Consider the following 13,441-nt stretch of genomic DNA (forward strand, 5'->3'; position numbering starts at 1 on the left):
GGAACTAATATCATGGCTAAAGACTGGTTTGCATGGCACGATCTATATAACTCTCAGGAGCTTTTACAACAACGATTAGCGATCGTTCAGAAATATATCTCTGATAGCCTTGATGCTGCCCCCGCAGGCACAATTCAAATTGTTAGCGCCTGTTCGGGTGATGGACGGGATTTATTGGGAGTTTTGGAAACCCATCCCCGTGCTAAAGATGTCAGAGCGCGGTTAGTGGAACTCGATCCCAAATTGGTCGAACGTGGCAAAGAGGCGATCGATAGATTAGGACTCACCGAGCAAATTGAATTCATCAACGGAGATGCCACGCTTACCGCCAATTTTGCAGGTCATGTTCCTGCCGATGTGATCATTGTTGCAGGTATTTTCGGCAATTTGCCCAATGAAGAAATTTTGCAAAAATTAATTCGCAATCTTCCTTACTTTGCGAAAACAGGCGCTTTTGCGATTTGGACTAGAGGAGAGCGCGATGGATTTCGTTATTCAGATCGGGTAAGAGCTATTTTTCAAGAAAATAGTTTTTCGGAAGTAGATTTCCAGTTAACCGCTACAGGCAATATGGCAGTTGGTCGTCATCGCTTTGATGGTCAAACTATTTCAGAACCTCTTGATGAACATTTCTTTGAGTTTACAGGAACTCCCGAAAAAGCTGGTTTGTTTGTTTCTACGCCCTAGATTAACGATCCCCCCCAGCCTCCCTTGTAAAGGGGGGAGAATATTTTTCTCTTCTTCCCCCTTTACAAGGGGGATTGAGGGGGATCTAAGCCTTGAAACGTAGATAGATAGTGATGATTCTAAATAGCATCAGTTCTTAAATTTCAAACTAGAAAGGAAACAAACAATGTGTATTGAAAGAGAAGAAGAACTTCAGTTAACATCTGATGTATTGGTAATTGGTGGAGGTCCCGCCGCCGCATGGTCAGCATGGTCAGCCGCCGTACATGGCGCAAAGGTGATTATTGCCGATAAAGGATTCTTAGGAACCAGTGGAGCCGCCGCCGCTAGTGGCAATGGCGTGATGGCTCCTACACCTGACAATTGGGAAAAAGCTAAATGGAATCGCTATCACTCTACTCAAACTTTAGGTAACATTCGCTGGATTGAGCGCGTCATTGAGAAAGCTTGGTTGAGTATGCCCCTTGTCGAAGAATGGGGTTATAACTTTCCTAAAGAGAATGGCGAATCGGTGCGCCAGAGCTACTATGGTCCCGAATATATGCGCGTCCTTCGCAAGAATCTGCTAAAAGTAGGCGTACAGATTCTCGATCAAAGCCCTGCCTTAGAACTACTCTTAGCAGAAGATGGTTCTGTTGCAGGGGCGAGAGGTGTGCAACGTCAGCACAATCGTCATTACACCATTCGGGCAGGAGCCGTCGTTCTCGCCAATGGTGGCTGTGCTTATTTGAGCAAAGTACTTGGCTGTAATACCAATACAGGCGATGGCTTATTAATGGCAGTGGAAGCTGGCGGCGAACTCTCTAGCATGGAAGCTTCTAGTCATTACGCAATTTCTACCGCCTTCAATGCCACTGTAACTAGAGGCGTTCCCTTTGGTTGGGCAAGTTTTACCGATGAGGCGGGTAATGACTTAGGCGGTTATATCAATGGTCGTCGCGATCCTCTCTTTCTGCCTACGGCGCTCTTGAAAGGACCTGTTTACGCAAGACTCGATCTCGCTACCGATGAAGTAAAAGCAGTCATTGAGAAATCCCATTTCATCGCCTATTTACCCTACAAAAAAGCAAACATCGATCCCTATACGGAACGAGTGCCTGTAACATTACTATTGGAAGGAACAGTTCGCGGTACGGGTGGAATCCGACTCGTAGATGAAACCTGTGCCACCAAAGTCGCAGGACTTTATGCCGCAGGCGATGCTGCTTCCCGTGAATTCCTAGCAGGATTAGCCTCTGGTGGTGGTGGACCTAACGCAGCTTGGGCAATTTCCACAGGGCAATGGGCAGGAGCAGGAGCCGCCGCCTTTGCTCTGAGTTTGGGTGCTCATGCCAATGAACGAAAAGCTCATCCTGCGGGACAAGCGGGACTGCGATCGCACTCATCCTCTTCCGAAAAATTTGATAGTGAGGCGATCGTCAAAGGTGTCCAAGATGAAGTATTTCCCCTTGATAAAAACTTCTTCCGTTCCGAACAAGGACTTTTAGATTCTCTTTCCAAATTAGAGAAACTATGGGAACAGGTGCAAGCCAATCCTAAGCAAGATACAGCGAGAGATGTGGAATTTTCGCGTCGGGCTGCTTCCCTCACCGCAGTGGCACGATGGGGCTATTTCAGCGCTTTACATCGCAAGGAAACTCGTGGCGGACATATTCGCACCGACTATACGGAAACCGATCCCAATCAGCGCTATTACCAAGCCACAGGCGGTTTAGATCGCCTCTGGGTCAGACGTGACTGGATTACGGAAGCGATCGCCACACCACCCAATTCAGCACCCACAGCTACTACCAAAATCCCTTCAGGAGTCGCATCATGATCGAACTTGTTAGCCATAAACTCTGCATCAGTTGCAATGTCTGCGTTCAAGTCTGTCCCACCAATGTCTTTGATGCAGTTCCCAATCAACCACCTGCGATCGCCCGTCAGCAAGACTGTCAAACCTGTTTTATGTGCGAGGCATATTGCCCTGCGGATGCGCTCTATGTTGCGCCAGAGTCCCATACTGATGTGGCGGTGAATGAGGATGAGTTAATTGATCGCGGCATCATGGGTGAATATCGGCGTACTTTAGGCTGGGGCTATGGTCGCCAGAATAATAGCGAACAGGACATGGCACATCGGTTACGTTTACTTCCCCGTCCTTATCAAAGTTAATTTTTGATTTACTTTTAGAGAGATCGCTATAGATTTTGAATTTTAATATCTAGCGATCGCCTTTCGTATAACCTAAATATTAGCCAACTGTGCTGATATAGAGTTTTCATGCAAAATATGACTCAAGATTCTAAAATCCAAATTGCTAGAGACATTCATAGACATTGCTACTTGACTGGCTCATTTACTTTGCGATCAGGCAGAATCGCTACGGAATATTTTGATAAATATCAGTTTGAAGCCTTACCTAGCTTGCTTAGTACAGGACAAAAAGTTGCAAAAGTAGGCAGGGAGGGGTTTTATAAAAGATAACCACATCGTAAATAAAACCCCTATGAAAGAGATTAACCTATTCCGAGAAAAGTTGCAGCAACATCTGCAATGGAATAGAGCAAGACTAGCCTTTGTGTCCATGTTCTTGATCGCGCTAATGCGAGTAAAGACAGTAAACCTAGCTGAAATTGCCACAGGATTTAGTGGTTATGCCAAAGTCGAATCACACTATAAGAGGTTACAGAGATTTTTTCGAGACTTTGAAGTGGACTATGAAAAGATCGCACTCATGGTCGTCAAAGTCATGCAAATCCCCGAACCTTGGGTAATTTCTATCGACCGCACCGATTGGGAATTCGGTAAAACCGTGTTTAATGTGCTGACATTGGGAATAGTGCATTACGGTATTGCATTCCCGTTGGTATGGATGATGCTGGACAAAAAAGGTAACTCAAACACCCGTGAGCGCTGTGAATTGTGTAATCGATTTCTGGAAATATTTGGAGACCGCAAAATCGACTTTTTGAGTGCAGACCGAGAGTTTGTCGGTGAGGATTGGTTAGATTACTTGTTGTGTGAACCATGTAACCGTTTTCGTATCCGCATTCGTAAAAATACTTTGCTCAATGACGGGCAGAAAAAACTGCGTGCCGACATTTGTTTTCAAGACCTCCAAGTTGGTCAGTCCAAAGTATTGTCCAAGCCCAGAAAGGTTTGGAACCATTGGCTTCGTATAGCCGCTATGCGTCTTGATGATGGCGATTTATTAATTGTCGCGACGACTCATGACCCTGATACGGCTATTGCTGACTATGCTAAGCGTTGGGCTATTGAGACTTTATTCGGGTGCTTTAAAACCCGTGGCTTTTGTTTGGAGTCCACTCATCTTCAAGATCCTGAACGTCTTTCCAAACTAATTGCTTTGCTTACTCTGGCTTTATGTTGGGCTTTTTCTTCTGGGCTTTGGTTGGCTCAACTAAATCCCCTCAAGCCTAAAAAACACGGTCGTCTTCCTAAAAGCATTTTTCGCCTTGGTTTTGATTTCCTTCGTCACATCATCTTTGACTTACATCTCAATTCTCAAGCCTTCTTTAACTCCATTAAATTTTTGTCCTGTACTTAGCCTAGCTTGTTAAAAGAAGTTACTAAGCACATGGTAGAGCTAATTCCCAGCGATACGGAAGTATTAGCAGGGCTAGAAATGGGTGGCATCCCTGTAGTTACTATGTTGTCTTATCATTCAGGGATTCCCGCAGCATATGTACGCAAAAAAGCGAAGGAATACGGAACTGCAAGACTAGCTGAAGGTTCGGAAGTCCGTGGGAAAAAAGTATTGCTAGTTGAAGATGTGGTGACTTCTGGTGGACAAATATCGATATCGGCGCATGACTTGAGACAGATTGGTACTTCTATAGACTACGCCCTATGCGTCATTGATCGCCAAGAAGGTGGAACTGAAGCTCTTAAACAAAATCAAATCCAGCTTCTCTCTCTCCTAACGAGAGAGGATATTTCTAGTGCGATAACATAAACATGATTAAATGCGTTATTTTCGACTGCGATGGAACCTTAGTTGATAGTGAGTATTTATGCAATCTGGCTCTTGAAATCAACTTGTCACAATTGGGTGTTCAAGAAAGCGCCATGAGCCTAATGGAGCGATATAGAGGTTGGAAACTATCTAAAATTTTTGATGAGCTAGAGGCAATTCATAACGTTAAACTCAATGAGAATAAATATCGGAGTTTAGTTGCAGAACTTTTCGAGCAGGAACTTAAACCGATAGAAGGTGTAAGCGAGGCTTTATCGAAAATCCAACAGGCTAAGTGTGTAGCTTCCAGTGCGCCGCTAGCCAAGATCGAGCAAGCTCTCAGAGTCACCAATCTAAGCAGCTTCTTTGGTTCGCATATTTTTAGTTCATACATCGTGAAAAGCTGGAAACCCGATCCTCAATTATTTCTCTATGCTGCTCAAGCGATGAATTTTCATCCAGAGGAATGTACTGTGATCGAAGATAGTGAAGTTGGATTGATTGCGGCAACAAAGGCAGGGATGCAAACCTATTTTTTTAATCCTCAAAATTTAGAATGCAAAATCAATAATGTTATTTCCTTCGATCGCATGATTGATTTACCATCATTTTTCGTTAATTAACCATGATTGATATTCCCCTTGTTTACAAGCTTCTAAAAGAACAACATCCCGATCTTGCCGATTTGCCAATTCAGTTTTTAGATGCGGGTTTAGACAATGCCATGTTTCGACTTGGCGATCGCTTATCGGTAAGACTACCGCGTCGTGAAGTAGCCGCAAAATTAATTGAGAACGAACAAACTTGGCTACCTATCTTCGTCGATCACTTACCCATTCCGATTCCCAATCCCTATAGAATCGGTCAACCAAATCAAGATTATCCCTATCGATGGAGTATATTGCCTTGGTTAGATGGCATCTCTGCCGATCGAGAAGAACCTGACCCCAATCAAGCGAAAATCTTGGCTAAATTTTTGCGATCGCTCCATATTCCTGCACCTGCTAATGCACCAAAAAGCATCTTTCGCGGTGTACCCTTGACTCAACGGGCGGCGGCTATAGAAGAGCGAATACAAAGACTAGAAGTACAAACAGAACTAATGACACTAAGTATCAAACAAACTTGGCAGATAGCTCTAAATACACCCATTGATGTTGAGGAAACATGGATACATGGCGACCTCCATTCCCGCAATATCCTTGTAAAAAATGGCGTGATCGCAGGAATCATTGATTGGGGTGACATGACATCAGGGGATATTGCCACCGATCTGGCTGCGATCTGGATGCTTTTTAGAGATCGCCATGCACGTCAACAGGCGATCTCTACCTATGCCGATATTTCCGAGGCAACATTACAAAGGGCAAAGGGATGGGCGATCGCTTTTGGGGTAATGTTACTAGACTTAGGGCTAACAAACGATCCGAGATATACCATCATGGGAAAAAGAACATTACAGCGTCTGGCTGAAGATATATAAACGGGTGAGTGAGGGTTCCCATGATTTTACGAATTGCCAATGTTAATGATATACCAGCGATCGCTAAGGTTCATGTCGATACTTGGCGAACTGCCTATCACGGGATTATTCCCGATGAACACTTAGAGAACATGTCTTACGAGCATCGAGAAAAGATGTGGCATCAGGTTCTGAGACATCCTAATAACTATTTTGTCTATGTAGTGGAAGATGATTTTGGGCAGATTGTCGGCTTTGCTAGTGGTGGTTTAGAACGAACAGACGATCGCATTTATCTTGGTGAATTGACGGCAATCTATGTTTTACAAAGCCATCAAAAGCAAAAAATTGGGCATCGTTTAGTTGGTGCTGTTGCCGAAAGACTAGCCCAATTAGATATCCATTCTATGCTGATATGGGCTTTGGCTGATAATCCTGCTTGTAACTTCTATAAAGCCTTGGGTGGACAGCAGGTGTATGAAAAAGAGGTTGAAATTGGAGGCAAGCAGCTTATTGAAGTGGCTTTTGGATGGTTAGATACCGCAAGCCTATGTTCTCTTTCTAGTAGTAGAATATGATGAAATTCTTTTATTTCATTCTGAAATAAGTTTTGACCCGTAGATTATGATCTTAGAAGTTGCGATTCTTGATGTTAAACCTGATTTGACGGAAGACTTTGAAAGTACTTTTAAAGCTGCCTCAAAAATTATTGCTTCGATATCGGGCTATATCTCCCATGATTTACATCGTTGTCTAGAAACTAAAAATCGCTATATTCTCCTTGTACGTTGGCAAAAATTAGAAGATCATACAATCGGGTTTAGACAGTCACCAGAATATCAAGAATGGCGATCGCTACTTCACCACTTTTACGATTCCTTCCCTACTGTAGAACATTATGAAAGCATCATACTACCTTGACTCATGAAATTAATCGCATACAGTTCCGAATTTCAGAATAGTTTGGAAGAATTTTTAGAAATAATGTATTCGTACAGAGGATATAAATTTGATCCAATTGACTTACATTCTGATATGAGGAATATTGAAAATATATATCAAAATCAAGGTGGAAATTTTTGGATTATGATTGCCAATTCCACAGTAATTGGCAGTATTGGATTAAAGATATTAAACAAAGTAGATGGAATAGGAGAGATTAAAAGATACTTTGTTTTACCTTCATATCAGGGTCAAGGAATAGGTGCATTATTAATGGAACATTTATTATTAGATGCAACCAAAAATGAATTACACATATTAAGATTAGATACGATGAGAGAATCTATCGCAGCAAGGAAGATTTTTGAAAAATATGGATTTCAAGAAATTAGTAAATATAATGACAATGAAATAGCAGAAATATTTATGGAACTAAAACTTAAAAAATAAAAAGCAAAAAAAGGGTATGGAAGCAAAATTTCCAAATTGCGGTCACAGGATTTCGATTGTTGGCACTTCAGGCTCAGGAAAAACCACCTTAGCAAAAAATATTTCCCAACAACTCCAGATACCCCATATCGAATTAGATGCCTTACATTGGGAGCCAAATTGGACTGAGGCTACCGATCAAGTATTTCGCGATCGCATATCAGCAGCTTTAAAAGGCGATCGCTGGGTAGTTGATGGCAATTACAGCAAAGTGCGTGACCTTGTTTGGAGTAGAGCCGATACAGTAGTATTTCTCGATTATCCATTTTTGACTGTGCTGGGGCAACTTTTGCGCCGAACCATTAGGCGATCGCTCACGCAAGAAGAACTTTGGAGTGGTAATCGTGAAAGTATCCGCAAGGCATTTTTTAGCCAAGATTCTATTTTGATGTGGATGTTAAAAACCTATTCCCAAAATCGTCGGAAATATCCAGCATTATTGCAGCAGTCAGAATATGAGCATCTGTATTTTGTGCATTTGCGATCGCCCAAAATTACAGAGCAATGGTTAATGTCATTAGGACTTTTGTCGCACAGCGCAACATAGAAATAACTACATTGGTTACAAAGCCACTCAGCCCCTAGCCATCTTGGATCTTAGGCTTAATAAAATACTACGGCAAGTCGATAGATTTACAGTAGTATCTGCTAAACTATAGCAAATATGACTGCCATGCTCCTATAAAGTCACTCCTCCCCAAAGTAACTCTGCACTAGAGGACATTAACTATGAGTTTAGAAAGCCTGATAGCCGATCGCCCAACACTGAATGAAACTGTGGCAGATACGGAGCCAGAATACGTTGAAGCAGAACTAAATTACATCAAACCCCAATCCGATAAGCCCCATAACTATACCTACGAACCGCCAGCAGGTATTCCAAGACAAAATACGGTTAATGAAGCAAGGCGTTTAAAAATTCGTAATGGGCGATCGCTTGCTGCTAATCTATCTCTCGATCAGCAAGGATTTGCTTTTATTTCCCATCGCTCGGCGGTAACTAATTTCGATGATGAAACTGAGATTCGTCAAATCTATTTCCCTGAAGCAGAGAAATTTCTCAAAGAAGTTACAGGCGCATCGAGAGTTCTCGTTTTTGACTTCAACCTTCGCAATGCTCAAAAGTTAAAGGCTGGGGAAACCAGATTTAAGGAACCCGTCAAGCGGGTACATAATGATTTTACGGCGAAGTCTGGCTATCGGCGATCGCGGGATGAACTAGTAGCGATCGGGGTCGAGAATCCCGATGAGATCTTGCAGCACCGCTTTAACATCATTAATGTTTGGAAACCGACTGGACATCCCGTTCAGGAATCGCCTTTAGCCGTTTGTGATGCTCGCAGTATTAAACCCAGTGATTGGGTAGCAAGTGATTTGATTTATCGCGATCGCGTTGGTGAGACCTATTTAACTACCTACAATGAGTCGCATCAATGGTTCTATTTCCCCCATATGCAAACTGATGAGGTCATTCTCATCAAGTGTTTTGATTCTGCTGAGGATATTCCTGCTAGATTCACGGCTCACACTGCCTTTGAAGATCCCACCAGTTTACCCAATTCCATTCCCCGCGCTAGCATTGAATTACGGACACTAGTTATTTACGAAGAATAATCATCTAAAAAGCATTGCTATGCAATGCTTTTTAGATGATTATTCTATTGAAGCTACCATATCCCTATGTCAACTCTATCCACAGTAGATATTTCTCAAATTCCTTTGATCGATATTAGTCCTCTTTTATCTGGTAAGAATTCAGAAGAGATAGCTAAACAGATTAGAGCGGCTTGCATCAATACAGGCTTTTTCTACATCATTGGGCATGGAATTGATGAAGGCTTACAAAAAAGATTAGAACAACTTAGCCGCCAATTTTTTGCTCAAGACATAGAAACCAAACTTCGTATCAAAATGTCTCTAGGCGGTCGGGCGTGGCGTGGTTATTTCCCACTGGAGTTTAGACTAAAAAAGGTAAAAAAGGCAGAGTAAAAGAGATACAAACTGCCTAAAGTAGATGAAAAGTAAAGAGACATCTACAGCCATGATTATTGATAAACTACAAGACTTTCGTCAACAGGTATATAGATTTTTAGGGAACGGACGGGATGCAATATTTGACTTGATGGATGCAGTATTGACCAGTCCGAGAGTGAAATCATTTGTAGAATTATCGTTATCCGCAGTGTATCGAAGAAAATGGTCAAGTCTGTATGAATCATTAAAAGACAGTCGCCCCAACCGAGGCAGGATAAGACGGTTATGTGTGGAACAAATACCCAAAGACATCCGCCCTTTGCTAGCAGGAGACCATACAGGATGGGGAAGACCCCATGCCAAAACGCTAAAAGACAGGAGTTTTGTGCATCAACCGAATTTGGTAGAAGGGAACAAACCGATCGTGTTAGGGCATGACTACAGCACCTTGGCATGGATACCAGAGATGACAGGGAGTTGGGCAATCCCGTTATGTCACGAGCGGATCAGTAGTTTTGAGACAGCAGGGCAAAGAGCCGCATTCCAACTGAGTCAAGTATGTCGAGATTTAACGGTAAGACCAATCGCTACTTACGACAGTGAATATGGCAGTGCCGTCTTTATGAATTTGACTGAGGATATCCCTGCCGATTTACTAATACGTCTACGTCCTAACCGATGCTTATACAAAGCCCCTGCGCCCTACAGTGGTTATGGTCGTCCTCGTAAGCATGGGGATAAATTCCAACTTGCCAATGCTGATAGTTGGGGAGAGCCATCGGCAACTTTTAGCTTAGAAGATGAGACGGTTGGACAGGTGCAAATCCAGCAATGGTCTAACTTACACTTTCGGCAAGCAGCCCAACGACATATTCAAGTTATTCGAGTTACACATTCTCATTGCTCTGGTTTGTGGTTAGCTTGGGTGGGTGAACAGATGCCGACTTTAGACTCCCTTTGGCGCTTGTACTTACGTCGTTTTGCCATCGACCATTGGTATCGTTTTGCCAAACAAAGATTACATTGGACTCTTCCCCATTTGTTGACTCCTCAGCAAGCTTTGCGTTGGAGTGACCTTATGCCTTTACTCTCTTGGCAATTGTGGTTGGCTCGTCAACTGGTTATTGATACTCCTTTGCCTTGGCAGAAACCTCAAACCAATCTTAATTTTGGTCGAGTCGCTCAGGGCTTTGCCGCACTTTTGGTCAGGATTGGCTCTCCTGCTTGTTCTCCCCAACCTCGTGGTAAGTCTCTCGGTTGGAAATCTGGACGCAAGCGTTCTCCTTTTTCTCGCTTTCCTGTCGTCAAAAAACGAGCTTCTCGCTCGAAAAAGGTCAATCAAGACTACCTTAATTCCTAACTTTCAATATTCTCTTTTTCTCTCTCTTGCTTTTACTCAGTTCTCCGTTTTCTGGGTCACTTTTTCCTGCTCTTTTTCTGATTCTCTTAATCAACTTAGTCTAAATTCCAGTTCCCAGTGGACGGCGAATTAACTTCGGGTAAGCCAGATCTGAAAGAAGGAATTTATTTCGGAGAGGAGTTAGATATTACTCATCCTTCTGTGCAAGCAGAGCTTCCTATGCATGGAGCTAATCTATTTCCTGATATTCCTCAATTTCGTGAGACGATTTTAGAATATCTATCTGTGATGACGGATTTAGGGCATATAGTAATGTCAGAGATCGCACTCAGTTTAGAACTAGATGCTGATTACTTTCGCGATCGCTATACCAATGATCCTCTAATTCTGTTTCGCATTTTTAACTATCCCGCCGATCCTCAGCCTTTAGGTGAATCTTGGGGCGTGGGAGAACATACAGACTACGGTTTGTTAACAATTCTTAAACAAGATCATTTGGGTGGTTTACAGGTCAAGTCTAAATCTGGCTGGATCGAAGCGCCACCAATTCCGAATTCCTTTGTTTGCAATATTGGCGATATGCTCGATCGCCTCACGGGTGGATTTTATCGCTCCACACCCCATCGAGTCAAAAACTTATCAGGATGCGATCGCGTATCTTTTCCTTTTTTCTTTGATCCCAGCTTTGATGCAGAACTGCATCCGATTGAAATTAAGGAAAGAAGTATCAGCGAAGACAAAAATGAACGTTGGGATCAAACTAGTGTCCATGAGTTTCATGGAACCTATGGCGATTATGTCCTAGGTAAAGTTGCGAAGGTTTTTCCAGAATTAAGACAGAAAGTCCTATAAATAAAAGAGTGGTGGTGCTTTGCATACCCACTCTTTTATTCTTTTTTAGAATTTGTATACTACTTATCTTGGTACGATGAGAGCTGTGTAACAGTTGGCATAGTAATTTGTACTACATCAATCAAAAAGAAGGCGATGCAAAGCATCGCCTTCTTTTTGATTTTAAAATGTCTCAACCCAAGGACGTAATTCTATTTCCCATGTCCATGCGTTACGAGGCTGGCGCAGAATGCTCAGATAGGTCTGCGCGATCGCATCAGGATCGAGCAGACTATCAGGTTTATCAACTGGTTCAGGTCGTCTGTCTGAACGAATGCCGCCATCAATGACAAAATGGGCGACATGGATATTTTGAGGCGCTAATTCACGGGCAAGGCTTTGAGCTAAACCACGCAGTGCAAATTTTCCCATCGCAAAGGGAGCGGATCGGGCATAGCCTTTGACACTAGCCGAAGCACCTGTAAAGAAAATTGCACCTTCACCCACTTTTAGTAATCGTTTTGCTGCCGCTTGAGCTACAAGAAATCCGCCATAGGCAGTAATTTCCAGAGTTCGTAGAACTTCAACGGGATCTAAATCAACAATTGCGCCTGAAATTCTGGCGCTAGGGTTATAAATCACAATTGTGGGTACTCCTAATTGCTGTTCCACTTGATTGAATAGTTGCTCGACTTGATCGGGCTTGGAAGCATCGACAGTAAATCGCGAAGCTCCAATTTCTCCTGCTAAACCAGCAAGTTTATCAATCTGTCGCGCTGCAAGGGCAACGGTTATTCCTTCTTTGGCAAATAAACGCGCAAGGGAAGCACTCAATCCGCTCCCTGCGCCAATAATTAAAGCGATCGCTGTCATAGTTTAAATATCTACAAAATAGGATTATGGTGCTAAATCTAGGTCAAAGGTCAAGGATGCTAGGACACAAAACTAAGCCTTTGCAATACTTCAATGAAGATCGCTTACAAGTATTCCAGTGCGCTCTACTTTTCTACACATTTCACTTATTGAAAATGATATATTTAGCTATATAAATCCTGTAGGAATCCCATTAGTTTAATCAGTGGAGTTAAATCTAATGACCCAAGCGATCGCAACAAATGATCTAGACTTAATTCAGCCATTAGCTAATTCAAAAGCTTTGACTGATGAGCAGTTTATGTCATTACCTGAAGATGGCAATCGTTATGAATATGTGGATGGAGAGTTAGTCATTGTGGCAAATTCTGGTGTGGAGCATGGCTATTTAGCTCTTACTCTCGGATATTTTCTGACAGGTTTTGTGCGGACTCATAAGCTTGGGGTGACTTGTGATTCGAGTACGGCTTTTAAGATGAAGACTGGCAATAAGCGATCGCCTGATCTTGCTTTTATTGGTAAAGAAAGGTTGCAAGGGGTAAAGCGTTTACCCAAGGGATTTTTTGATGGCGCTCCCGATCTGGCGGTAGAAATTATTTCTCCCAATAATACTTTTGAGGAAATCCATAATAAGTTAGTGGAGTATTTTGAGAATGGAACGCGCTTGGTATGGGTGATTTTGCCTGATGAGGAATGTGTGTTGGTTTACCATAAACCTAAGCCTTCTAAGCTTTTGCAGTTAGAAGATAGTCTTGATGGTGAAGATGTAATTCCAAACTTTAATCTTCCTTTATCGGAGTTATTTCAAGAGTTATCTTTTTGAAAAATTGCCCCTAAAACCTTCATTAATTTATTGCATTAG

16 protein-coding genes and 2 pseudogenes are annotated in these 13,441 nt (G+C 42.5%); 17 read left to right on the forward strand and 1 reads right to left on the reverse strand.

The genetic code is table 11. The features are described 5' to 3' along the window. Window positions 1–12: 12 nt before the first annotated feature. The 16 genes and pseudogenes from HC246_RS24075 to HC246_RS24150 all read left to right on the forward strand — a co-directional run. On the forward strand, window positions 13–687 hold the full coding sequence (locus HC246_RS24075; RefSeq protein WP_169365974.1) for a class I SAM-dependent methyltransferase family protein: 675 nt from the start codon (window positions 13–15) through the stop codon (window positions 685–687). A 166-nt stretch (window positions 688–853) separates the two neighbouring features. Further along, the gene (locus tag HC246_RS24080; protein ID WP_169365975.1) at window positions 854–2,506 is read left to right on the forward strand and encodes an FAD-binding protein; all 1,653 of its coding nucleotides are present in this window, start codon (window positions 854–856) and stop codon (window positions 2,504–2,506) included. Beyond that, complete coding sequence (locus HC246_RS24085; RefSeq protein ID WP_169365976.1) at window positions 2,503–2,844, forward strand: 4Fe-4S binding protein; 342 nt, start codon at window positions 2,503–2,505, stop codon at window positions 2,842–2,844. Before HC246_RS24080 ends, HC246_RS24085 begins: the two co-directional genes overlap by 4 nt. A 117-nt stretch (window positions 2,845–2,961) precedes the next feature. Next, a pseudogene (locus HC246_RS24090) lies at window positions 2,962–3,102 on the forward strand (orotate phosphoribosyltransferase); the annotation flags it as partial. A gap of 76 nt (window positions 3,103–3,178) precedes the next feature. Then, window positions 3,179–4,240: an IS4 family transposase gene (locus HC246_RS24095; protein ID WP_169362074.1), complete on the forward strand. Its 1,062-nt coding sequence runs from the start codon at window positions 3,179–3,181 to the stop codon at window positions 4,238–4,240. A 30-nt stretch (window positions 4,241–4,270) separates the two neighbouring features. After that, window positions 4,271–4,648: an orotate phosphoribosyltransferase gene (locus HC246_RS24100; RefSeq protein ID WP_169365977.1), complete on the forward strand. Its 378-nt coding sequence runs from the start codon at window positions 4,271–4,273 to the stop codon at window positions 4,646–4,648. A 2-nt stretch (window positions 4,649–4,650) separates the two neighbouring features. Further along, window positions 4,651–5,271, forward strand: a complete 621-nt coding sequence (locus HC246_RS24105) for an HAD-IA family hydrolase (RefSeq protein WP_169365978.1) — start codon at window positions 4,651–4,653, stop codon at window positions 5,269–5,271. A gap of 2 nt (window positions 5,272–5,273) precedes the next feature. Further along, window positions 5,274–6,131 carry an aminoglycoside phosphotransferase family protein gene (locus tag HC246_RS24110; protein ID WP_169365979.1) on the forward strand — a complete coding sequence of 286 codons (858 nt, stop codon included), beginning with the start codon at window positions 5,274–5,276 and terminating at the stop codon, window positions 6,129–6,131. Window positions 6,132–6,151: 20 nt separating this feature from the next. Beyond that, window positions 6,152–6,688: a GNAT family N-acetyltransferase gene (locus HC246_RS24115; RefSeq protein ID WP_169365980.1), complete on the forward strand. Its 537-nt coding sequence runs from the start codon at window positions 6,152–6,154 to the stop codon at window positions 6,686–6,688. A gap of 46 nt (window positions 6,689–6,734) precedes the next feature. Further along, window positions 6,735–7,031, forward strand: coding sequence for an antibiotic biosynthesis monooxygenase family protein (locus HC246_RS24120; protein WP_169365981.1), 297 nt, complete (start codon window positions 6,735–6,737; stop codon window positions 7,029–7,031). A 3-nt stretch (window positions 7,032–7,034) separates the two neighbouring features. Further along, complete coding sequence (locus HC246_RS24125) at window positions 7,035–7,502, forward strand: GNAT family N-acetyltransferase (protein WP_169365982.1); 468 nt, start codon at window positions 7,035–7,037, stop codon at window positions 7,500–7,502. Between the two features lie 16 nt (window positions 7,503–7,518). Continuing rightward, window positions 7,519–8,088 (forward strand): ATP-binding cassette domain-containing protein, encoded by a 570-nt coding sequence (locus tag HC246_RS24130; RefSeq protein WP_169365983.1) that lies wholly within the window; start codon window positions 7,519–7,521, stop codon window positions 8,086–8,088. A gap of 182 nt (window positions 8,089–8,270) precedes the next feature. Next, a complete protein-coding gene (locus tag HC246_RS24135; protein WP_225903109.1) occupies window positions 8,271–9,155 on the forward strand; it encodes a CmcJ/NvfI family oxidoreductase in 885 nt (294 codons plus the stop codon). A gap of 66 nt (window positions 9,156–9,221) precedes the next feature. Continuing rightward, window positions 9,222–9,530: a 2-oxoglutarate and iron-dependent oxygenase domain-containing protein gene (locus tag HC246_RS24140; protein ID WP_169365984.1), complete on the forward strand. Its 309-nt coding sequence runs from the start codon at window positions 9,222–9,224 to the stop codon at window positions 9,528–9,530. A gap of 52 nt (window positions 9,531–9,582) precedes the next feature. Next, the gene (locus tag HC246_RS24145; RefSeq protein ID WP_169364407.1) at window positions 9,583–10,875 is read left to right on the forward strand and encodes an NF041680 family putative transposase; all 1,293 of its coding nucleotides are present in this window, start codon (window positions 9,583–9,585) and stop codon (window positions 10,873–10,875) included. Between the two features lie 111 nt (window positions 10,876–10,986). Further along, window positions 10,987–11,727, forward strand: a pseudogene (locus HC246_RS24150) (isopenicillin N synthase family dioxygenase); the annotation flags it as partial. Window positions 11,728–11,889: 162 nt separating this feature from the next. Here HC246_RS24150 and HC246_RS24155 read toward each other — a convergent pair. Further along, window positions 11,890–12,579 carry an SDR family NAD(P)-dependent oxidoreductase gene (locus tag HC246_RS24155; RefSeq protein ID WP_169365986.1) on the reverse strand — a complete coding sequence of 230 codons (690 nt, stop codon included), beginning with the start codon at window positions 12,577–12,579 and terminating at the stop codon, window positions 11,890–11,892. 220 nt (window positions 12,580–12,799) lie between these two features. Here HC246_RS24155 and HC246_RS24160 point away from each other — a divergent pair, with 220 nt between their 5' ends. Beyond that, a complete protein-coding gene (locus HC246_RS24160) occupies window positions 12,800–13,402 on the forward strand; it encodes a Uma2 family endonuclease (protein ID WP_211167949.1) in 603 nt (200 codons plus the stop codon). Window positions 13,403–13,441: the final 39 nt, after the last annotated feature.

The sequence above is a fragment of the Pseudanabaena yagii GIHE-NHR1 genome, from assembly GCF_012863495.1.
GTDB lineage: Bacteria > Cyanobacteriota > Cyanobacteriia > Pseudanabaenales > Pseudanabaenaceae > Pseudanabaena > Pseudanabaena yagii.

Excerpts from the sequence above, each read along its gene's own strand:
- HC246_RS24155 (WP_169365986.1), bottom strand. The coding sequence starts at position 12,579 with ATGACAGCGATCGCTTTAATTATTGGCGCAGGGAGCGGATTGAGTGCT.
- HC246_RS24085 (WP_169365976.1), top strand. The coding sequence starts at position 2,503 with ATGATCGAACTTGTTAGCCATAAACTCTGCATCAGTTGCAATGTCTGC.
- HC246_RS24135 (WP_225903109.1), top strand. The coding sequence starts at position 8,271 with ATGAGTTTAGAAAGCCTGATAGCCGATCGCCCAACACTGAATGAAACT.
- HC246_RS24105 (WP_169365978.1), top strand. The coding sequence starts at position 4,651 with ATGATTAAATGCGTTATTTTCGACTGCGATGGAACCTTAGTTGATAGT.
- HC246_RS24120 (WP_169365981.1), top strand. The coding sequence starts at position 6,735 with ATGATCTTAGAAGTTGCGATTCTTGATGTTAAACCTGATTTGACGGAA.
- HC246_RS24145 (WP_169364407.1), top strand. The coding sequence starts at position 9,583 with ATGATTATTGATAAACTACAAGACTTTCGTCAACAGGTATATAGATTT.
- HC246_RS24160 (WP_211167949.1), top strand. The coding sequence starts at position 12,800 with ATGACCCAAGCGATCGCAACAAATGATCTAGACTTAATTCAGCCATTA.
- HC246_RS24130 (WP_169365983.1), top strand. The coding sequence starts at position 7,519 with ATGGAAGCAAAATTTCCAAATTGCGGTCACAGGATTTCGATTGTTGGC.
- HC246_RS24100 (WP_169365977.1), top strand. The coding sequence starts at position 4,271 with ATGGTAGAGCTAATTCCCAGCGATACGGAAGTATTAGCAGGGCTAGAA.
- HC246_RS24080 (WP_169365975.1), top strand. The coding sequence starts at position 854 with ATGTGTATTGAAAGAGAAGAAGAACTTCAGTTAACATCTGATGTATTG.
- HC246_RS24140 (WP_169365984.1), top strand. The coding sequence starts at position 9,222 with ATGTCAACTCTATCCACAGTAGATATTTCTCAAATTCCTTTGATCGAT.
- HC246_RS24115 (WP_169365980.1), top strand. The coding sequence starts at position 6,152 with ATGATTTTACGAATTGCCAATGTTAATGATATACCAGCGATCGCTAAG.
- HC246_RS24075 (WP_169365974.1), top strand. The coding sequence starts at position 13 with ATGGCTAAAGACTGGTTTGCATGGCACGATCTATATAACTCTCAGGAG.
- HC246_RS24095 (WP_169362074.1), top strand. The coding sequence starts at position 3,179 with ATGAAAGAGATTAACCTATTCCGAGAAAAGTTGCAGCAACATCTGCAA.
- HC246_RS24125 (WP_169365982.1), top strand. The coding sequence starts at position 7,035 with ATGAAATTAATCGCATACAGTTCCGAATTTCAGAATAGTTTGGAAGAA.
- HC246_RS24110 (WP_169365979.1), top strand. The coding sequence starts at position 5,274 with ATGATTGATATTCCCCTTGTTTACAAGCTTCTAAAAGAACAACATCCC.